The organism is Streptomyces seoulensis, assembly GCF_022846655.1.
Classification (GTDB): Bacteria; Actinomycetota; Actinomycetes; order Streptomycetales; family Streptomycetaceae; genus Streptomyces.
Genome location: NZ_AP025667.1, coordinates 1,411,105 through 1,430,232 on the forward strand (window position 1 = coordinate 1,411,105; position 19,128 = coordinate 1,430,232).

Consider the following 19,128-nt stretch of genomic DNA (forward strand, 5'->3'; position numbering starts at 1 on the left):
TCCTCTGAGGAACGGGCCGGGGTGGGCGTACCGGGCCGGGGCCGCCGTACGCGGTACGGCCCCCCTGGACGGACAGGTAGCCTTTCCTCGTGCCCCGTCTGTCTGAAGTCATCGCCGCGCTGGAGACCCTGTGGCCCGCCGAGCGGGCCGAGTCCTGGGACGCGGTCGGCACCGTCGTGGGCGATCCCGACCAGGAGGTCACCCGCGTCCTGTTCGCCGTGGACCCCGTGCGGGAGGTCGCCGACGAGGCCGTACGGCTCGGCGCCGACCTGCTCGTCACCCACCACCCGCTCTATCTGCGCGGGACGACCACGGTGGCCGCCGGCACCCCCAAGGGCCGGATCGTGCACACGCTGATCAAGAACGACGTCGCCCTGCACGTGGCGCACACCAACGCTGACAAGGCCGACCCCGGCGTCTCCGACGCCCTCGCCGGCGCCCTCGGTCTCCGGGTCACCGGACCCCTCGTACCCGACCCCGACGACCCGGCCGGGCGCCGGGGCCTGGGCCGGATCTGCGAGCTGGACCACCCGCTGACCGTGCGCGAGCTGGCCGACCTGGCCGCCGAGCGGCTGCCCGCCACCGCGCAGGGCATCCGGGTGGCCGGCGCCCCCGACGCGGTCGTCCGCACGGTCGCCGTCAGCGGCGGCTCCGGCGACAGCCTCTTCGACCGGGTACGCGCGGCCGGTGTGGACGCCTTCCTCACCGCGGACCTGCGCCACCACCCCGCCTCCGAGTTCGCCGCCGTCACGGCGGAGCGTCCGCTCGCCCTGCTCGACGCGGCCCACTGGGCCACCGAGTGGCCCTGGTGCGAGCTGGCCGCGGCCGAGCTCGACCAGATCTCCGACCGTCACGGGTGGGGCCTTCGGGTCCACGTCTCCACGACGGTCACCGACCCCTGGACCGCCCACGCGGCGTCCCCCGTCACCTCTAGCCCCATGGGAGCCCCCAACTGAACGCCGAGCCCGCCGACCAGATCCGACTCCTCGACGTCCAGGCCCTCGACGTCCGCCTCCAGCAGCTCGCGTACAAGCGGAACTCGCTCCCCGAGCACGCCGAGATCGAGACGCTGGGCAAGGACCTCGTCCAGCTCCGTGACCTGCTGGTGGCCGCGCAGACGGAGGAGAGCGACTGCGCCCGCGAGCAGACCAAGGCCGAGCAGGACGTGGACCAGGTGCGCCGCCGTGCCACCCGCGACCAGCAGCGCCTGGACTCCGGCGCGGTCACCTCGCCCAAGGACCTCTCCAGCCTCCAGCACGAGATCGCGTCCCTCGCCAAGCGCCAGGGCGACCTGGAGGACGTCGTCCTCGAGGTCATGGAGCGCCGCGAGGCCGCCCAGGCGCGGGTCGCCGAGCTGACCGAGCGCGTCACCTCCGTCCAGTCCAAGACCGACGACGCCACCGGGCGCCGCGACGCCGCCTTCCGCGAGCTGGACGACGAGGCCGCCGCGGTGACCAAGGAGCGCGAGGTCGTCTCCGCCTCCGTCCCGGCCGACCTCCTCAAGCTCTACGACCGCCTGCGCGGCCAGGGCGGCGGCGTCGGCGCGGCCAAGCTGTACGCCCGCACCTGCCAGGGCTGCCGCCAGGAGCTGGCGATCACGGAGCTGAGCGAGATCCGCGCGGCCGCGCGCGACGCCGTGGTCCGCTGCGAGAACTGCCACCGCATCCTGGTGCGCACGTCGGAGTCGGGCCTGTAGTCGGACTGTAGGGAGCGCTGGGCGTGCGGGAGTTCGTGGTCGAGGCCGACGGCGGGTCGCGGGGCAACCCCGGCCCGGCCGGGTACGGGGCCGCCGTGAGTGACGCGGCCACGGGGGAGACCCTGGCCGAGGCCGCCGAGTTCATCGGCGTCGCCACCAACAACGTCGCCGAGTACCGGGGCCTCCTCGCGGGCCTGCGTGCCGCCCACGCCCTCGACCCCGAGGCGCGGGTCGCCGTCCGCATGGACTCCAAGCTGGTCGTCGAGCAGATGTCGGGGCGCTGGAAGATCAAGCACCCCGACATGAAGCCCCTGGCCACCGAGGCCCGGCGCATCTTCCCGCCCGGCCGGGTCACCTACGAGTGGATCCCGCGCGAGCGCAACAAGCACGCCGACCGGCTGGCCAACGAGGCGATGGACGCGGGGGCGAAGGGCGAGGCGTGGACGCCCCGGCTCCCGGCACCGGTCGCTCCGGCGCCGGAGGGCCCACCCGGCGACGCCCGTGCCGGGGCGGCGGCCGCGAGGGCGGCCCTGGCCCAGAGGCGGGGAGCGCCTTCGGCGGGCGAGGGGGACTCCGGACCGCACCTCGCCGCTCCCGGCACGGGCGAGCCGGGCGACGCGGCCGGATCTGCCGCGGATGCCTCGGTGCCGCAGGCGGCCGCGGCGGACGACCGGGTCCCCACAGGGGCCGAGCCCGCTTCCGGCGCCTCCGCCGGACGGCATCGAGCCGATGCGCGGGCCGCCCGTACCGTCGCCTCCGCCACCACCTCCGCGCCCGGCTGGAGCGCGGCTCCCGATCTCGGGGCGCCGGCCACCTTCGTGCTGCTGCGGCACGGGGAGACACCGCTCACCCCGCAGAAGCGGTTCTCCGGGAGCGGGGGGAGCGATCCCGCGCTGTCCGAGGCGGGGCGGGAGCAGGCCCGGCTGGTGGCGGCTGCGCTGGCGCGGCGGGGGACCGTGCAGGCGGTCGTCGCCTCGCCGCTGGCGCGCACACGGGAGACCGCCGGCGTGGTCGCGGACCGGCTCGGGCTGGACGTGAGCGTCGACGACGGCCTCAGGGAGACCGACTTCGGCGCCTGGGAGGGGCTGACCTTCGGGGAGGTCCGCGAGCGGTACCCGGACGATCTGAACGCCTGGCTCGGCGACCCGGAGGCGTGTCCCACCGGCGGCGGCGAGAGCTTCGCCCGGACCGCCGAGCGGATCGAGGAGGCCCGCGCCCGGCTGGTCGCGGCGTACGCGGGCCGTACGGTCCTGCTGGTCACCCACGTCACGCCGATCAAGACCCTGCTGCGGCTCGCCCTGGGCGCCCCGCCCGAGTCGCTGTTCCGGATGGAGCTGTCCGCCGCCTCGCTGTCGGCGGTGGCGTACTACGCCGACGGCAACGCGAGCGTACGGCTGTTCAACGACACGTCGCACCTGCGTCCCTGAGCCCGGCCGCGCCCCGCGCCAGCTCCTCGATCCGGGCCCAGTCCCCGGCGGCCACCGCATCCGCCGGGACCATCCAACTGCCGCCCACGCAGCCGACGTTGGGCAGCGCGAGGTACTCCGGCGCACTCGCCTCCACGATCCCGCCCGTGGGGCAGAAGCGGGCGTCGGGCAACGGCCCGGCCAGCGACTTCAGATACGCCGCACCGCCCGCCGCCTGGGCCGGGAAGAACTTCATCTCCCGCACTCCGCGCTCCAGCAGCGCCACCACCTCCGAGGCGGTCGACACCCCCGGCAGGAACGGCACCCCCGACCCCCGCATCGCCGCGAGCAGTGTCTCCGTCCAGCCGGGGCTGACCAGGAACCGCGCCCCGGCCGTCACGCACCGCGTCACCTGTTCCGGCGTGATCACCGTCCCGGCGCCCACCACCGCCTCGGGCACCTCCTCGGCGATGGCCCGGATGCCGTCCAGCGCGGCGGGCGTGCGCAGCGTGACCTCGATCGCGGGCAGCCCACCGGCGACCAGCGCCCGCGCCAGCGGCACGGCGTCGGCGGCGTCGGACAGCACGACGACGGGGAGCACGGGGGCGAGATCCAGTACGGAGGTGGGGGAGGGCACCGGTGAGGTCATGGACGCCATCGTGCCCAGGGGAAACAACCTGCGCAACGGACGTTGCACATGCTGCAACCGGCTTAGTGGACCTCGTCCACCAGCACGTCCAGCGCCCACGGCTTCCCGGCCTTCTCCGGCGCCGCGGCCTCCACCTCGTACCCGAGGTCCCGCAGCGCGACGACCAGCCCGGCCGGGTCCTTCGGCGCGGCACCCTCGGTCAGCAGGGCGCGGACAATACGGCCCTTGGTCGCCTTGTTGAAGTGGCTGACCACCTTCCGGGTGGGCGCGTGCAGCACCCGTACCGTCGCCGTACGGCCCGCGACCTCGCCCTTCGGCTTCCAGGCGGCCGCGTACGCGGCGGAGCGCAGGTCCAGGACCAGGCCGTCCCCGGCCGCCTCGGGCAGCACCTCGGCCATCGGGGCCCGCCAGTGCCCGGCCAGCGCGCCGAGGCCGGGCAGCTTCACGCCCATCGAGCAGCGGTAGGAGGGGATGCGGTCGGTGACGCCGAGGGCGCCCCACAGCCCGGAGAACACCAGCAGGGAGCGGGCCGCGCGGCGCTTGGCGGCCGGGTCGAGGGTGGCCAGGCCGAGCGCGTCGTAGAGGACACCGGTGTAGACCTCGCCCGCGGGGCGGGCGCCCGCCGTGAGCAGTCCGGCGTTCTTGGCGACCTCGCCGCGCAGCCCCTCGCTCAGGCCCAGCACCTCGCGGGCCTTCTCCTCGTCCCCGGCGCACAGCTCGACCAGCTCGGCGAGCACGGCCTGCCGGGCGGCGGCGAGACCGGGCAGCGACAGCGACTCCGGCTTCAGCGGGGCACCCCGGCCCGAGGACGCCTTTCCCTCCGACGGCGGCAGCAGGACCAGCACGGACAACTCCTTCTTCTCGGCCTCCGCGTCAGCGTACGGGGCCCCGCCGCCGGTCGGTGCCGCCCGCCGGGGCCGGTACCATGGTCGGCACGGCAGACGAGCCGGGCGGGCGGCCGCGTGGAGTCCCTCACGGGACTTCCCGAGGAACGTCCGGGCTCCACAGGGCAGGGTGGTGGCTAACGGCCACCCGAGGCGACTCGCGGGACAGTGCCACAGAAAACAGACCGCCCGGCGCTTCGGCGCCGGGTAAGGGTGAAACGGTGGTGTAAGAGACCACCAGTGCCCAGGGTGACCTGGGCAGCTAGGTAAACCCCACCCGGAGCAAGGTCAAAAGGAAACACCCCGGTGTTTCTGCGCGGACGATCGAGGGCTGCCCGCCCGAGTCCGCGGGTAGACCGCACGAGGCCGGTGGCAACGCCGGCCCTAGATGGATGGCCGTCACCGGGAAGCCCGCGAGGGCTCCCGGAACAGAACCCGGCGTACAGCCCGACTCGTCTGTCGTTCCCCCCCGACTCAGGGGGCCGTCCCCTCGGACGTCTCCTCTGGCGGCTCGACGTCAGCCACGCGGCGACCCGGCCCGGCTCCTCGCCCCGCCGCCGCCTCTCGTGCTACTCCTCGAACAGCACTTCCTGTTCCGCGATCACCGGTTCCCGCAGGCGGCGGTTCCGGGCGCCGATCACCAGCGCGGTGGCGGCGGCCGTGACGCCGAGGGCCGCCGGGACCATCCAGTTGCGGTCGAAGACGTGGCCCAGGAGGTGGTCCAGGGAGAGACGGCCGGGGCCGGTGACGGCGAGGCCCGCCGCGGCCAGGCCGAGGCTCGCCGCGTACTCGTAGCCGCCCTCCTGGGCGAAGAAGCCGTTGGGGACGTGCAGCGCCGCCGCCCCGGCCATCGCGCCGGCCGCCGCCGCGCCCGCCGCTGGCGTCGCCAGACCGAGCGCCAGCAGCACGCCGCCGCCCGCCTCCGCGGCGCCCGCCGCCGTCGCGCTGGCCTTGCCCGGCGCGAAGCCCACGGACTCCATGAACTGCCCGGTGCCCTCCAGGCCGTGCCCGCCGAACCAGCCGAACAGCTTCTGCGCGCCATGCGCGGCCAGTACCCCGCCGGTGCTCAGCCGGAGCAGGAGCAGGCCCACATCGCGTCGGTCGTAACAGGTCATGGTGACTCCCTTTCCCTTGCGTCCACGGTCGCACCGGGTACCCCGTCCGGCCTCTCGGGCCGGGCGTCCGGGTGGCGCGTGCGGCGGACGTCCGGTGGCAGGGCGCGGGGAGCGGTGTGAGCCTGACGCCATGACGATTCAGCCCGCCAAGCTGCGCGACCCGGCCGTCCGTGCCTTCGTGCACGCCGTCAACTCCCATGACCGCGAAGGCTTCATGTCCCTCCTCGCGCCCGGCGCCACCATGGCCGACGACGGCGCCGACCGCGACCTCGCCGTCTGGATCGACCAGGAGATCTTCTCCACCCACGGCCACCTGGAGGTCGACAACGAGTCCAGGGGCGGCCGCGCCCTCGTCGCCCGGTACCGCAACGACACCTGGGGCGAGATGCGGACGCGGTGGACGTTCACCGTGGCGGACGACGGCCGGATCTCCCGGTTCGAGACGGGCGAGGCATGAGGGAACGGGCATGAGGGCGCGGGCGTGAGGGAACGGGCGTGAGCGGGCGGGCCTGACCGGTTCGCGCCCCGGCCGCTGCGCACGATTCCCATAGGACGGCAAAGTCCTGTCCGGGGAACGACCTCCCGCCGGTAAGGCCCAGTTGGACCCGGTGTACGGTCCCCGGGTGCGTGAATGTTCCCCGCTCAGCCGACGTGCCCTCCTCGGTCTCGCGGCGGCCGCCGTGCCCCTGACCGCAACCGCAACCGCCCCCGCCTCCGCCGCCGGAGCGAGATCCGCCGGAGCGGGATCCGCGGGGACGAGCGCCGTCGGCGGTGAGCGGCTGGCGCGCGGCGGCGTCCAGGTGCGCGCGGCCGGGCTGCCGAAGAAGCTCACCGCGCAGGCGTGGCTCGTCGCCGACCGGGACACCGGGGAGGTGCTCGCCTCCTACGGCGCGCACCGGCGGCTCGCGCCCGCGTCCACGCTGAAGATGCTGTTCGCGGACACCGTGCTCCCCAAGTTCGACCGCGGCCGGCGGTACCGGGTCACCGACGCCGACCTCGCCGACATCCCGTCCGGGTCCAGCCTCGTCGGCATCCAGCCCGGCACCACGTACACCGTCGAGCAGCTCTGGCAGGGCGTGTTCCTGCGCTCGGGCAACGACGCCGTCCACGTGCTGGCCCACATGAACGGCGGGGTCGCCCGCACGGTCGCCGAGATGCAGGCCAGGGCCGAGTATCTGCACGCCGGCGACACCCACGTGGTCAGCCCGGACGGCTTCGACCACAAGGGGCAGATCTCCTCCGCGTACGACCTCACGCTGTTCGCCCGCGCCGGGCTGGGGAACCCCGAGTTCCGGCGGCACTGCGGCACCCGTACCGCCGACTTCCCGGCGGGCGGCAAGAAGACCTTCCAGATCCAGAACACCGACCGCCTGCTCACCGGCGCGTGGGGGCTTCACTCCTACGAGGGGCTGATCGGCGTCAAGAACGGCTACACCAGCCACGCGGGCAACACCTTCACCGGTGCCGCCACCCGGGGCGGCCGCACCCTGCTGGTCACCGTGATGCACCCCGCCGAGGGCAGCAACGCCGTCTACGAGCAGACCGCCGCCCTCCTCGACTGGGGCTTCGGCGCCGGCCGCTCCGCGCAGCCGGTCGGCATGCTCGTCGAACCCGGCGGCACGAACGGCAGCCGCCCGACCGTCAGCCCGGTCCCCGAGGGCAGGCAGGCCCACGCGGCCACCACCCCGCCCGGCCCCTCCACCCTCCGCCTCGCCGAAGGCGGCGCGGGCACCGCCGCCCTGCTCGGCGCCGGGGCCTGGGCCCTCCTGCGCCGCCGCCGCACCCGTACGGCGGAGACCCCCGCCGAAGCCGCACCCCAGCAGGGCGGCCGCCACCGCCGCTGACGGCCCGGCCACACCGGTTCCGCCCTCCTCGCACACATGTCCCTCCGCATCGTGTGTGAGCTGAGACCATGGGAGCCGTCGTCCGGGGCGTTGGCTGGGAGGGGTTGTATGGGTGAGCGGCATGTCGTGACGGCTCCGGAGGTGGGGGCCGTCCCGGAGGCGGCCGCGGTGGAGCGGCGGCCGCGCGGGGTGCTCGTCACCTTCCTGCTCGGTGCGCTCACCGCCACCACCCCGCTGGCGATGGACATGTACCTGCCGTCGCTGCCGGAGGTCACCCGCACCCTGCACGCGCCCGCCGCGACCGTGCAGCTCACCCTCACCGCCTGCCTGGCCGGGATGGCGCTCGGACAACTGGTCGTCGGCCCGATGAGCGACCGGTGGGGGCGGCGCCGCCCGCTGCTGACCGGGCTCGCGGTGTACCTGGTCGCCACCGCCCTGTGCGCGTTCGCGCCCACCGTCGGGACGCTGGTCGCCTTCCGGCTGGCGCAGGGGCTCGCGGGCGCGGCCGGGATCGTCATCGCGCGGGCCGTGGTGCGCGACCTCTACGACGGGGTCGCCATGGCCCGCTTCTTCTCCACCCTGATGCTGATATCCGGGGTCGCCCCGATCGTCGCCCCGCTGATCGGCGGGCAGATCCTGAGGGTCACCGACTGGCGGGGCGTGTTCGTCGTGCTCACCGGCATCGGGGCCGTGCTGACCGCGCTGGTCTGGCTGCGGCTGCCCGAGACGCTGCCGCCCGCCGAACGGCACCGGGGCGGGGTGAAGGAGTCCCTGCGCACCATGCGCGCCCTCCTCGCCGACCTGCCCTTCACCGGTTACCTCCTCGCGGGCGGCTTCGCCTTCGCCGCGCTGTTCGCGTACGTCTCCGCGTCCCCCTTCGTCGTCCAGGAGGTCTACGGCGCCTCCCCGCAGACCTTCAGCCTGCTGTTCGGGCTCAACTCGGTCGGCCTGGTCACCGCCGGGCAGATCAACGGCAAGCTGCTGGTGGGCCGGGTCCGGCTGGACCGGGTGCTCGCCTCGGGCCTCGCGGTGATCGTGCTGGCCGCGGGCGCCCTGCTGCTGATGGCCACCGGGGTGTTCGGCGAGGTCGGGCTCGCCCCCGTCGCCGCCGCGCTGTTCGTGCTGATGTCGGCGATGGGCTTCACGTTGCCCAACACCCAGGCCCTCGCCCTGCTGCGCACCCGGCACGCCGCCGGCTCCGCCTCCGCGCTGCTCGGCACGACCTCGTTCCTCATCGGCGCGGTGGCCTCCCCGCTCGTCGGCATCGCCGGGGAGCGCACCGCCGTCCCGATGGCCGTCGTCCAACTGGCCGCCGCGCTGGTGGCGGGCGCCTGCTTCATGGGACTGTGCCGTCCCTGGAAGGCGGGCGCGGGCCCGGAGGGAGCGGACCACTGAGCGCACCGAGACTTCGCGTCGGCACCCCCGAACGGGCCGGGCTCGACCCCGCGGGGATCGCCCACCTCACCGACGACCTGCACGCCCTCACCGCCGGGACGCACCCCTGGGCGGCCGGGGCCGTCGCCGTGGCCGGGCGCGGCCCGGTGATCGCCGTGGCCGAGGCGTCGGGCTGGGCGGTGCGGTACGCCTCCTGGGACCCCGAGACCGGCACCGGCGTCGAACTGCCGCCCGCCGAGCGGGTGCCGGCCACCCTCGACACCCCCTTCGACCTCGCCTCGCTCACCAAGCTGTTCACGTCCGTCGCGGCGCTCCAGCAGATCGAACGCGGCACCCTCGGGATCGACGCCCGCGTGGGCGCGTACCTGCCGGAGTTCACCGGGTCAGCCGAACACGGTGTCACCGTGCGGCAGTTGCTCACCCACACCTCCGGTCTGGCCCCCGAACTCCCGCTCTACGACTGCCCCGACCTCACCGCCCGCCTCGCCCGGCTGCGCGCCGAGCCGCCCACCGGGAAGGCGGGGGAGTACCGGTACTCCGACCTGAACATGCTCCTCCTGCAGTTCGTGCTGGAGAGGATCACCGGCCGCACCCTGGACGTACTGATCGCCGACGGCATCACCCGCCCGCTGGGCATGACGGCGACCTCCTACGGGCCGCGTCCCGAAGCGGCGGCCACCGAGCACCAGCGGCGGCCCTGGGCCAAGGCGGACCGGGGGATGCTGCGGGGCGTCGTCCACGACGAGAACGCCTGGGCGCTCGGCGGCATCGCGGGCCACGCGGGCCTGTTCTCCACCGGCCCCGACCTCGCCGTCTTCTGCCGCGCCCTCCTCGCGGGCGGCGCGTACGGCCCCGCCCGCGTCCTCGGCCCCGACTTCGTCGAACTCCTCCTCACCCCGCCGGGCCTCGGCTTCGCCCTCGACCAGCCCTGGTTCATGGGCACCCTCTGCGGCCAGGGCGCCGCCGGCCACACGGGCTTCACCGGCACCTCGCTGGTCCTGGACCCGGCGACGGACACGTTCCTCGTCCTGCTGGCGAACACGGTCCACCCGGTGCGCAGGCAGCCCGACAGCCACCCCCGGGCGGCACTGGCGAGCCGCCTGGCCGGAGCGGTACGCGACGCCTGAGGCACCACGCGCCCTCGCACGCGTCCCCCACCTGAGAGAATCGAGCGGTGAACGCCCCTGCCTCCACCGCCGACACCCTCCGTTCCACCCTCGCCGGGGTGCTGGACGGGCTGCCGCCCCGGCAGGCGGCATCCGCTGTCGAGCGGCTCATCGCCAACTACCGGGGGGACACCCCGACGAACGCGCCGATCCTGCGGGACCGGGCCGATGTGGCGGCCTACGCCGCGTACCGGATGCCCGCGACGTTCGAGGCGGTGTGCTCGGCGCTGGAGGCGTTCGCGGACGCGGTGCCCGAGTGGGTGCCGGGCAGTCATGTGGACGTCGGGGGCGGGACGGGCGCCGCCACCTGGGCCGTGGCCGCGACCTGGGGCGGGGAGCGGCCGGTCACCGTGCTGGACTGGGCCGAGCCCGCGCTCGCGCTCGGCCGGGAGATCGCCGGGGCGCACCCGGTGCTGCGCGGTGCCGAGTGGCGGCGGGCCCGGATCGGGGCCGCGCTGGAGCTGCCGGCCACCGATCTGGTCACCGTGTCCTACGTCCTCAACGAGCTGTCCGCGCCCGACCGGGCCGCCCTCGTCGACACGGCGGCGGCCGCCGCGCGGTCCGTCGTGATCGTGGAGGCCGGGACTCCGGCGGGGTACGAGCGGATCATCGAGGCCCGCGACCGGCTGATCGCGGCCGGGTTCCGGGTCGCCGCGCCCTGCCCGCACAGCGCGCCGTGCCCGATCGTGCCCGGCACCGACTGGTGCCACTTCGCCGCGCGGGTCAGCCGTTCCTCGCTGCACCGCCAGGTCAAGGGCGGCTCACTGGCGTACGAGGACGAGAAGTTCAGCTATGTCGCCGCCACCCGCCTGCCCGCCGACCCGGCACCGGCCCGCGTGGTCCGGCGCCCGCAGATCCGCAAGGGGCAGGTGCTGCTCGACCTGTGCGAGGCGGACGACCGGCTGAGCCGGACGACCGTCACCAAGCGGCACGGCGATCTGTACAAGGCGGCCCGTGACGCCGAGTGGGGTGACGCCTGGCCGCCGGCCGGGGACGCGTAGCCCCACCGGCCCACCCCTGGCAAAGAAAGGTCAAAATCGCGCATACCTGGCCATTGTGAGGTATGTCTCGCCTGGTTCCTTCATATCCGTGCTCGGGCTCCCCGGAGCGCATGAAGGTGGGACGATGAGGCATGCTGTCCGCACCACAGCGAGGCGAGGGGACAGATGAGCGCGACGTTCGGCGGCCGGTCCGGCCGGCAGGGCAGGATCTCCCAGTGGCTGCGCGGACGCCGCCCCAAGGAGGACACCGCCGAGGACGGCGGCCGTGAGGCGCTGCTGCTCGCCACCGCCGAGGCCGGGCTGCCCCTGGCGCCCGCCGCGTACCCCGCCCCCGGCTACGGCTGTTCCTGCGACCGCGTCGGCTGTCCCACCCCTGCCCGGCACCCGGTGTCCTTCGCCTGGCAGACCCAGTCGACCACCGACCGCGCCCAGATCGAGCGGTGGGCCCGCGACCAGCCGCAGGCCAACTTCATCACCGCCACCGGCATGACCCACGACGTCCTGGACGTACCCCTGGAAGCCGGACGGGCGGCCCTCGACCGGCTCCTCGGCGAGGGCGTCGAGGTCGGCCCGGTCGCCGAGAGCGACGACGGCCGGATGCTGTTCTTCACCCTCACCCGGGGCACCCCCGAGGACGAGGACGAGTGGTGGCCCTGCGAACTGGACTGCCACCCCGAGACCATGGACGAGCACCCCGGCCTGCGCTGGCACTGCCGGGGCTCCTACGTCCTCGTACCCCCCGCCCGCCTTCCCGGCGACGCCGGCCGCGGAGTGCGCTGGGTGCGCGGCCCCGAGCACCCGCTCCCCGAGCCGCTGACCCTGCTGGAAGCCCTGACCGACGCGGGCGCCCGCCACGCCGCCACCGGCACCGACAGCCACGCGGACACGGCCTGGCCGTCCCGCCGCTGAGCCGGGGGCGGTCCGGCCTACTCGCCCCGCGCGGCGGTCAGTCCCTGCACACGTCCCAGCACCGACACCGGCCCCGTGCCCGAGGGGTCGAGCGCCACCTGGTTGGAGACGAACTCCAGCGTCAGTGACTGCTTCACCTCACCCTTGGTCAGCGCCTGCACATCCCGGTTGGGCACGGTCACCGAGGTCCCGGCGGCGGCCGTCCGCTTCTCGAAGTGGTGCGAGGTGAAGAACACCAGCGCCCCGCCGTCCGCGGTGCGCAGCGCGAGCGGCGCGAAGTCGTCGCGGGTCAGCGGCTGGTCGACGTACTGCCGCACCAGCCCCGGCTTGCGCGCCTGCTGCGCGCGGACCCTGCGCCAGCCGCTGGTGCTGGGACCGTCGGCGAACGTCTTCCCGCCGCCGCGCAGATACGCCGCGTACCGCTCGCTCAGCTCGCCCGGCGCGACCGCCTCGCCGGTGGAGGCGGCGGGCACCGCCTCGGCCCAGCCGTCCTCGTCGAGACGGAACCTCGGTATGTCGGCGGGCGCGACCAGCGTCACGTACGCCGCCCGCCACGGCTCGCCGAGACCGTCGCGCAGGAACACCATCAGCCAGCGGGCGCTGCCGCCCTTGCTGCCCTTGGCGTCCGCGACGAACCAGCGGGGCCAGCCCGCCTTCTCGGGGATGGTGAACTTCGCGTCGGTCAGCGTCAGCGGAGTGTGCCGGGCGTTGCCGCCGGGGTTGTTGGCGCGGCCCGCCTTCAGCCGGGCGGAGTCGATCGCGCCGAACGCGCCGGTGACGTGTCCGGCGTCCAGCGAACTGTCGTAGGCCCGGTCGGCCTTGTTGTAGGCGTCCGTGAACCGCGTCAGGGCGCGGGCGGCCTCGGCGCGGGTGGCGGTGGGCAGCACCTCGCGCTCGCCGTGCACGACGACACATCCGCTCGTCGTCAGCGTCCAAGCGGTCAGCGAGGCCGCTACGAGTGCCCTGCGGTTTCGGCCGCGAAGCCCGCGGCCGCTGCGATCCCTGCTCATGAGGCGCCTTCACCTTCCCCTTCCCGGAGGCGAACCCTACCGGGAGGGGAAGACGGCCGGACCCCCGGAGGCGCCTACTTCGCCGCGCTCGGCGCGGTCTCGCCCGTGCGGCGCGGGAGGCGGGAGGGAAGCAGGAACAACGTCAGCACCGGCACCAGGTACAGCAGCCAGACCGTGATCTGCACGGCCGTCGGGTCCGGCTGGAAGTTGAACACGCCCTTGAGCAGGGTCCCGTACCAACTGTCCGGCGGGATCGCGCCGGAGACGTCGAAGGGCACGTCCGTCAGGCCCGGCACCCAGCCCGCCTCCTGGAGGTCGTGGACGCCGTACGCCAGCACGCCCGCCGCGACCACGACCAGCATGCCGCCGGTCCAGGTGAAGAACTTCGCCAGGTTGATGCGGAGCGCGCCCCGGTAGAACAGCCAGCCCAGCAGCACGGCCGTGGCGATGCCGAGGGCGACGCCGATCAGCGGACGCGGGGTGCCGTCGCTCGCCGCGTGCACCGACGCCCACACGAACAGCGCGGTCTCCAGCCCCTCCCGGCCCACGGCGAGGAACGCGGTGGCGACCAGGGCGCCCGTACCCATGGCGAGGGCGGCGTCGAGACGGCCGTGCAACTCCGACTTCAGATGCCGGGCGGTGCGCCGCATCCAGAAGACCATCCACGTCACCAGGCAGACCGCGACGATGGACAGCGAGCCGCCCAGCGCCTCCTGCGCCTGGAACGTCAGCTCCTGCGAGCCGAATTCGAGCGCGCAGCCGAAGCCCAGGGCGAGCGCGACCGCGATGGCGATGCCGGTCCAGATCGGCTTCAGCGCCTCCCGGCGGCCGGTCTTGACCAGATAGGCGATCAGGATGCAGACGACGAGCGACGCTTCGAGCCCCTCGCGCAGACCGATCAGGTAGTTGGAGAACACGGACTACGCCTCCTCGGAGAACAGCGCCCGGCCCCACCAGTCGGCGGAGTCACGGACACCGGGCGGGACCGCGAAGACCGCCGAACCCACGTGCTGGATGTACTCGTTGAGCGCGTCGTGCGCCGACAGCCTGCGCTGGAGCGGGATGAACCCCTCGCGCACGTCGCGCTGGTAGGCCAGGAAGAACAGGCCCGCGTCGAGGCGGCCGAGTCCGTCCGTGCCGTCGGTGAAGGAGTAACCCCGGCGCAGGATGGTGATCCCGCCGTTGGAGTCGGGGTGGGCCAGGCGCACATGGGCGTCCGGCTTCATCGCCTTCAGGAACGGCTCGTCGTGCTCCTTCGCCTTGCCGGCCGGTGCGCCCTCGCCCTTGTCCCGGCCGAACACGTCCTCCTGCTCCACGAGCGAGGTCCGGTCCCAGGTCTCGATGTTCATCCGGATGCGCCGGGCGACCAGATAGGAACCCCCGGTCATCCAGGCCGACTTGGCGTCCCCGTCGGAGGCGCCCACCCAGACGTGCTTGTCCAGCCGGGCGGTCTCGGTGCCCGCGATGTTGCGGGTGCCGTCCTTGAAGCCCATCAGGTTGCGCGGGGTCTGCGCGTCGGGCGTGGTCGAGGAGGTCTTGCCGAACCCGAGCTGGGACCAGCGCACCGCGACCTTGCCGAAGCCGACGCGGGCCAGATTGCGGATGGCGTGCACGGCCACCTGCGGATCGTCCGCGCACGCCTGCACGCAGAGGTCGCCCCCGGTGCGGGACCTGTCCAGGTTGTCGCCGGGGAACTTCGGCAGGTCCGCGAGCGCGGCCGGGCGCCGGTCGGACAGGCCGAACCGCTCGAAGAGCGAGGGCCCGAAGCCGAGCGTCAGCGTCAGCCGCGAGGGGCTGAGCCCGAGGGCCTCCCCGGTGTCGTCCGGCGGGGCCTCGGCGAGCCCGCCGTAGGCGCCCTCGCCGACCGGCTTCCCGGCGGTCATCAGCCGGGCCGCCGCCGTCCAGTCCTTCAGCAGCCGCACGAACTCCGCGCGGTCGTCGGTCTTCACGTCGAACGCGGCGAAATGCAGCCGGTCCTGCACCGGGGTGGCGATGCCCGCCTGATGGGCGCCGTGGAAGGCGACGGCGCCGCCCGTGTCGGCGGACGCCAGGCCCAGGTGGTCGCCGGACAGTGCCACGCCGCCGCCCGCCGCGGCGGCGCCGAGCGCGAGCCCGGCACCGCCCCAGCCGATCAGCGTGCGCCGCGAGGGTCCACCGCGCTCGTTCTCGGTCATCGCCCTTGCTCCCGTACCTACTTGACGACCGCGGCCGCGAGCTTGGACAGCGGCTCGGCCAGGGCGTTCACCGCGTCGGACAGTTCCTTGCGCTGGTCCTTGCCGACCTTGTCGTAGGAGACGAAGTCGTAGGAGTCCTTCGCCGGACGGTACTTGTCCAGCAGCTTGTCGAGCGCCGCGAACTGCTTGTCCAGCTCGCCGGTGAGCGCCGGGTCGTTCTTCGCGGCGACCGGCTTCAGCAGGTCGTACGCCTTCTGCGCGCCCTCGACGTTGCCCTTGAAGTCGACCAGGTCGGTGTGCGAGTAGCGGTCCTCCTCGCCGGTGACCTTGCCGGTGGCGACCTCGTCCAGCAGCTCCTTGGCGCCGTTGGCCATCGAGGTCGGGGTGATCTCGGCCTTGCCGACCCGGCGCTGCCAGTCCTTGAGGTCGGTGACCAACTGCGCGGCGAGCTTCTTGTCCTCGGCGCCGATCTTCTTGTCCTGCCAGAGGGACTTCTCCAGCCGGTGCCAGCCGGTCCACTTCTGGCCGTCCTCCAGGCCGTCGGCGCGGGTGTCGACCAGGGGGTCGATGTCGCCGAAGGACTCGGCCACCGGCTCGGTGCGCTCCCAGCCGAGGCGGGAGGGCGCGTACGCCTTCTTCGCGGCGGCGAGATCGCCGGCCTGGACGGCCTTGGCGAAGGTCTCGGCCAGCGGGACCGTCTCGTCGGCCTGGTCCTGGGCGTACTGGCGGTAGCCGGCGACCGCTCCGTCCAGCGCCGGGTTCCGCTTCGCGGTCTTCCCGGAGCCGGTCACGTCGAGCTTCTGCCGGACGCCGTGCCCCTTCATGCCGGGGCGGCAGGCGATCTCGTACGAGCCCGCCTTCACCTCGGCGGTCAGCGTGTACCTGGTGCCCGGCCCGATGTTCTCCTTCTCGGAGACGATCCGGTCGTCCGGGAACACGATCTCGACCTCGGTGGCGCGCGAGCCCTTGTTCTCGATCTTCAGGGTGACCTGGCCGGCCGGCACGGACTTGGCGGACGTCTCGCACTTGCTGTCGGCGGCGGTGACCTGGATGGCGTCGCCGTCCTTGGCGTCGCTCTTGGCGGTGCAGGCCGACAGGGCGGTCAGCGCTGCCGCCGCGGTGGCGGCGATCGCAATCGGACGGACGGCTCGCATAACGGGCTCCAGGCGGTCAGGGCGGCGCGAACCCGCCCATTCGGTTCGGTGAGGCTTGCCTAACTTACCCGAGCCTTAGTCCGCCCGTCTCCGCCCGATACCGGATTCGAACCACACGAAAAGATCACAGACACGACTTGATGTCGACGCCCCCAAGGCGATGCCAACGAACGGCAAAGAGCACCCCAAGCGGCCGCGATGCTTCAATGCACCGGTGACTGACTACGACGTACTCCGTGTCTTCTGCGGCCCCTCGGGCGGCTACGGAAACGAGCTGGGCGTCGTCCGCAACGGCTCGACCGTGCCCGAGCGGGACGACCGGCAGGCGCTCGCCGCCAAACTGGGCTTCAGCGAGACCGTGTTCGTGGACGACCCCGAGCGCGGGGTGATCGACATCTACACCCCGGCCTCCCGGCTCCCCTTCGCCGGCCACCCCTGCGTCGGCACCGCCTGGCTGCTCGACGTGCCCGAACTGGTCACCCCGGCCGGGGAGGTGGGCACCCGGCTGGACGGCGAGTTCACCTGGATCGAGGCCCGCGCCGAGTGGGCCCCGCCGCGCACCCTGCGCCGGTACGCCACCGCCGCCGAGGTGGACGCGCTGGAGGTGCCGCCGCCCGGTGAGTGGATCTACGCCTGGGCCTGGGAGGACGAGGCGGCCGGCCGGGTGCGCGCCCGCGCCTTCCCCGGCCGGGACGACGGCATCGACGAGGACGAGGCGACCGGCGCGGCAGCGCTGCTGCTCACCGACCTGCTCGGCCGCGCCCTCAACATCACCCAGGGCAAGGGCTCCCAGATCCTCACCGCCCCCCAGCCGCACGGCTGGGTGGAGGTCGGCGGCCGGGTCGTGCTGGAGCGCTGAGCGGACCCCTACGGAAGGGTGAGGACGTCCGCCCCGGTGTCCGTCACCACGAGCGTGTGCTCGAACTGGGCCGTGCGCTTGCGGTCCTTGGTCACCACGGTCCAGCCGTCGTCCCACATGTCGTACTCGTGGGTGCCGAGGGTCAGCATCGGCTCGATGGTGAAGGTCATGCCGGGCTGGATGACCGTGGTGGCGTGCGGGGAGTCGTAGTGCGGGACGATCAGCCCGGAGTGGAACGACGAGTTGATGCCGTGCCCGGTGAAGTCCCGCACGACGCCGTAGCCGAAGCGCTTGGCGTAGGACTCGATGACCCGGCCGATGATGTTGATCTGGCGGCCGGGCCTGACCGCCTTGATCGCCCGCTCCAGCGCCTCCCGCGTCCGCTCCACCAGCAGCCGCGACTCCTCGTCCACCTCGCCCACCAGGTAGGTGGCGTTGTTGTCGCCGTGCACCCCGCCGATGTAGGCGGTCACGTCCAGGTTGACGATGTCGCCGTCCCTGAGCACCGTCGAGTCCGGGATGCCGTGGCAGATGACCTCGTTCACCGAGGTGCACAGCGACTTCGGGAAGCCCCGGTACCCCAGCGTGGAGGGGTAGGCCCCGTAGTCGCACATGTAGTCGTGCGCGACCTTGTCCAACTGGTCCGTGGTGACACCGGGGGCGATGATCTTCGCCGCCTCCGCCATCGCCCTCGCGGCGATACGGCCGGCGGTGCGCATCGCCTCGACGGTCTCGGGCGTCTGCACCTCCGGACCGGTGTACGGCGTGGGCGCGGGCTTCCCGACGTACTCCGGGCGGCGGATGTTCCCGGGCACCGGGCGGGTGGGGGAGAGCTCCCCTGGTACGAGCAGCGACTGGCCAGACATGCCAGCGAGTCTAACCAGCGGGCATGGGGGAACATGTGGGTGGCGAGAGGAGCCGTTGATGTCCGTGTTCAAGAAGCGCACCCAGGGCAAGCCGGGCGAGTGGTACTACTGCCTGGAGCACAAGAAGGTCGAGGAGGGCCCCGACTGTCCCGGCAAGGACCGTTTCGGTCCCTACGCCTCCCCGGACGAGGCGCGCCACGCGATGGAGACCGCCCGCGAGCGCAACGCCGACTGGGAGAACGACCCGCGCTGGCACGACACCCCGGCCGACGAGTCCGACAAGGACTGACCTCTCCCCGAAACGCCCCGAGCCGCCCCCGCCTAGATCGCGGGGGCGGCTCCGCTTCTCTCACCAGGGCGCGGCCGGGGGCGCCGTCAGGATCTCCGCCAGCCGGGACAGCCGGTCCCTGAAGCCCCGGCGCGCCCTCGGCGGACCCGCGTTCTCCCCGGCCGCCGCGCTCACCAGGTGCTGCACGCTGTCCAGGTCCAGTTCCGCGCCGTCCGGCACCGCCAGCGTCTCGTGGGCCATCGCCGCCAGTTCGCCACCGCCCGCCCCGAGCGCCAGCACCGTCACCCCGGCCCGCCGCGCGGTGTGCACCCGCTCCAGCAGCTCGGCCGGTTCCTCCGGCGCCACCACCAGCAGGGTCTCGCCGCGCCGCGCCTCCGCGATCCGGCCGGGGCCCACCGCCAGATGCGCCGGGTCACCGGGGCGGGCGTGGTGGCGGACCAGGGTGGGGGCCAGCTCGGGCGTGCCGGACCAGGCCGCCTCGTCCACCAGGTGCGCGGCCAGGTGCCAGGGCTCGTACGCCTCGGTGCCCGCCAGCAGCAGACCGCCGCCGTGCGCCGTCACCGAGCCGCGCAGCACCCCCGCGAACCTCCGTGTCGCTCCCAACCACTCGGTCCCGGCGAGCACTTCCCGCAGCAGTGCGACCCGTACGGCGTCCATGCGGCCGCATCCTGCCGCAACCGCTCACTCCCGCACCGCAGTTCACTGCCGGTT

The 19,128-nt window shown here is 73.8% G+C and carries 20 protein-coding genes and 1 other RNA gene; 12 read left to right on the forward strand and 9 right to left on the reverse strand.

The annotated features are described in order from the left end of the window. The first annotated feature begins 89 nt into the window (after positions 1–89). Genes HEK131_RS06500 through HEK131_RS06510 form a run of 3 tightly spaced genes read left to right on the forward strand, consistent with a single transcriptional unit; the run spans position 90 to position 3,123 of the window. Positions 90–956: a Nif3-like dinuclear metal center hexameric protein gene (locus HEK131_RS06500; RefSeq protein ID WP_244334009.1), complete on the forward strand. Its 867-nt coding sequence runs from the start codon at positions 90–92 to the stop codon at positions 954–956. Further along, complete coding sequence (locus HEK131_RS06505) at positions 953–1,696, forward strand: zinc ribbon domain-containing protein (RefSeq protein WP_217462851.1); 744 nt, start codon at positions 953–955, stop codon at positions 1,694–1,696. The genes HEK131_RS06500 and HEK131_RS06505 overlap by 4 nt, the downstream gene beginning before the upstream one ends. Before the next feature lie 23 nt (positions 1,697–1,719). After that, a complete protein-coding gene (locus tag HEK131_RS06510; protein WP_244334013.1) occupies positions 1,720–3,123 on the forward strand; it encodes a bifunctional RNase H/acid phosphatase in 1,404 nt (467 codons plus the stop codon). On the opposite strand, the gene HEK131_RS06515 is transcribed toward HEK131_RS06510, so the two are convergent. Beyond that, positions 3,095–3,751: a bifunctional 4-hydroxy-2-oxoglutarate aldolase/2-dehydro-3-deoxy-phosphogluconate aldolase gene (locus tag HEK131_RS06515; protein WP_244334015.1), complete on the reverse strand. Its 657-nt coding sequence runs from the start codon at positions 3,749–3,751 to the stop codon at positions 3,095–3,097. The genes HEK131_RS06510 and HEK131_RS06515 overlap by 29 nt on opposite strands. A 62-nt stretch (positions 3,752–3,813) precedes the next feature. After that, entirely contained in the window at positions 3,814–4,596 is a 783-nt protein-coding gene (yaaA, locus tag HEK131_RS06520; protein WP_244334017.1) for a peroxide stress protein YaaA, read from the reverse strand. 97 nt (positions 4,597–4,693) lie between these two features. Here yaaA and rnpB point away from each other — a divergent pair. Continuing rightward, an RNA gene (gene rnpB / locus HEK131_RS06525) (RNase P RNA component class A) lies at positions 4,694–5,094 on the forward strand. Positions 5,095–5,204: 110 nt separating this feature from the next. Here rnpB and HEK131_RS06530 read toward each other — a convergent pair. Beyond that, positions 5,205–5,750 carry a DoxX family protein gene (locus HEK131_RS06530; protein ID WP_161148903.1) on the reverse strand — a complete coding sequence of 182 codons (546 nt, stop codon included), beginning with the start codon at positions 5,748–5,750 and terminating at the stop codon, positions 5,205–5,207. A gap of 130 nt (positions 5,751–5,880) precedes the next feature. On the opposite strand from HEK131_RS06530, the gene HEK131_RS06535 reads away from it, so the two are divergent. The 6 genes from HEK131_RS06535 (at position 5,881) to HEK131_RS06560 (ending at position 12,065) form a co-directional block, all read left to right on the forward strand. After that, positions 5,881–6,207, forward strand: coding sequence for a nuclear transport factor 2 family protein (locus HEK131_RS06535; RefSeq protein WP_161148904.1), 327 nt, complete (start codon positions 5,881–5,883; stop codon positions 6,205–6,207). Positions 6,208–6,373: 166 nt separating this feature from the next. Beyond that, on the forward strand, positions 6,374–7,594 hold the full coding sequence (locus HEK131_RS06540; protein ID WP_244334019.1) for a D-alanyl-D-alanine carboxypeptidase family protein: 1,221 nt from the start codon (positions 6,374–6,376) through the stop codon (positions 7,592–7,594). Between the two features lie 108 nt (positions 7,595–7,702). Continuing rightward, positions 7,703–8,989, forward strand: coding sequence for a multidrug effflux MFS transporter (locus HEK131_RS06545; RefSeq protein WP_217460524.1), 1,287 nt, complete (start codon positions 7,703–7,705; stop codon positions 8,987–8,989). Next, a complete protein-coding gene (locus HEK131_RS06550) occupies positions 8,941–10,116 on the forward strand; it encodes a serine hydrolase domain-containing protein (protein ID WP_244334021.1) in 1,176 nt (391 codons plus the stop codon). Before HEK131_RS06545 ends, HEK131_RS06550 begins: the two co-directional genes overlap by 49 nt. Positions 10,117–10,163: 47 nt before the next feature. Then, on the forward strand, positions 10,164–11,156 hold the full coding sequence (locus tag HEK131_RS06555) for a small ribosomal subunit Rsm22 family protein (RefSeq protein WP_217460522.1): 993 nt from the start codon (positions 10,164–10,166) through the stop codon (positions 11,154–11,156). Positions 11,157–11,321: 165 nt separating this feature from the next. Then, positions 11,322–12,065, forward strand: a complete 744-nt coding sequence (locus HEK131_RS06560) for a bifunctional DNA primase/polymerase (protein WP_244334023.1) — start codon at positions 11,322–11,324, stop codon at positions 12,063–12,065. Positions 12,066–12,082: 17 nt separating this feature from the next. Here HEK131_RS06560 and HEK131_RS06565 read toward each other — a convergent pair whose 3' ends face one another. From HEK131_RS06565 to efeO, 4 genes are all read right to left on the reverse strand, one after another. After that, positions 12,083–13,075 (reverse strand): hypothetical protein, encoded by a 993-nt coding sequence (locus HEK131_RS06565; RefSeq protein WP_244334025.1) that lies wholly within the window; start codon positions 13,073–13,075, stop codon positions 12,083–12,085. A 74-nt stretch (positions 13,076–13,149) separates the two neighbouring features. Beyond that, positions 13,150–13,992, reverse strand: a complete 843-nt coding sequence (gene efeU / locus HEK131_RS06570) for an iron uptake transporter permease EfeU (RefSeq protein ID WP_217460519.1) — start codon at positions 13,990–13,992, stop codon at positions 13,150–13,152. A 3-nt stretch (positions 13,993–13,995) separates the two neighbouring features. Beyond that, positions 13,996–15,249 carry an iron uptake transporter deferrochelatase/peroxidase subunit gene (efeB, locus tag HEK131_RS06575; RefSeq protein ID WP_244334027.1) on the reverse strand — a complete coding sequence of 418 codons (1,254 nt, stop codon included), beginning with the start codon at positions 15,247–15,249 and terminating at the stop codon, positions 13,996–13,998. Between the two features lie 17 nt (positions 15,250–15,266). Further along, a complete protein-coding gene (gene efeO, locus HEK131_RS06580; RefSeq protein ID WP_217460517.1) occupies positions 15,267–16,403 on the reverse strand; it encodes an iron uptake system protein EfeO in 1,137 nt (378 codons plus the stop codon). Positions 16,404–16,617: 214 nt separating this feature from the next. On the opposite strand from efeO, the gene HEK131_RS06585 reads away from it, so the two are divergent. Then, positions 16,618–17,262: a PhzF family phenazine biosynthesis protein gene (locus HEK131_RS06585; RefSeq protein WP_244334029.1), complete on the forward strand. Its 645-nt coding sequence runs from the start codon at positions 16,618–16,620 to the stop codon at positions 17,260–17,262. An 8-nt stretch (positions 17,263–17,270) separates the two neighbouring features. On the opposite strand, the gene map is transcribed toward HEK131_RS06585, so the two are convergent. Then, the gene (gene map, locus HEK131_RS06590; RefSeq protein WP_217460515.1) at positions 17,271–18,128 is read right to left on the reverse strand and encodes a type I methionyl aminopeptidase; all 858 of its coding nucleotides are present in this window, start codon (positions 18,126–18,128) and stop codon (positions 17,271–17,273) included. A gap of 58 nt (positions 18,129–18,186) precedes the next feature. Between map and HEK131_RS06595 the strand changes: the two genes are divergently transcribed. After that, positions 18,187–18,417 (forward strand): hypothetical protein, encoded by a 231-nt coding sequence (locus HEK131_RS06595; RefSeq protein ID WP_217460514.1) that lies wholly within the window; start codon positions 18,187–18,189, stop codon positions 18,415–18,417. Between the two features lie 60 nt (positions 18,418–18,477). On the opposite strand, the gene HEK131_RS06600 is transcribed toward HEK131_RS06595, so the two are convergent. Next, positions 18,478–19,074 (reverse strand): hypothetical protein, encoded by a 597-nt coding sequence (locus tag HEK131_RS06600; protein WP_217460513.1) that lies wholly within the window; start codon positions 19,072–19,074, stop codon positions 18,478–18,480. Positions 19,075–19,128 lie beyond the last annotated feature (54 nt).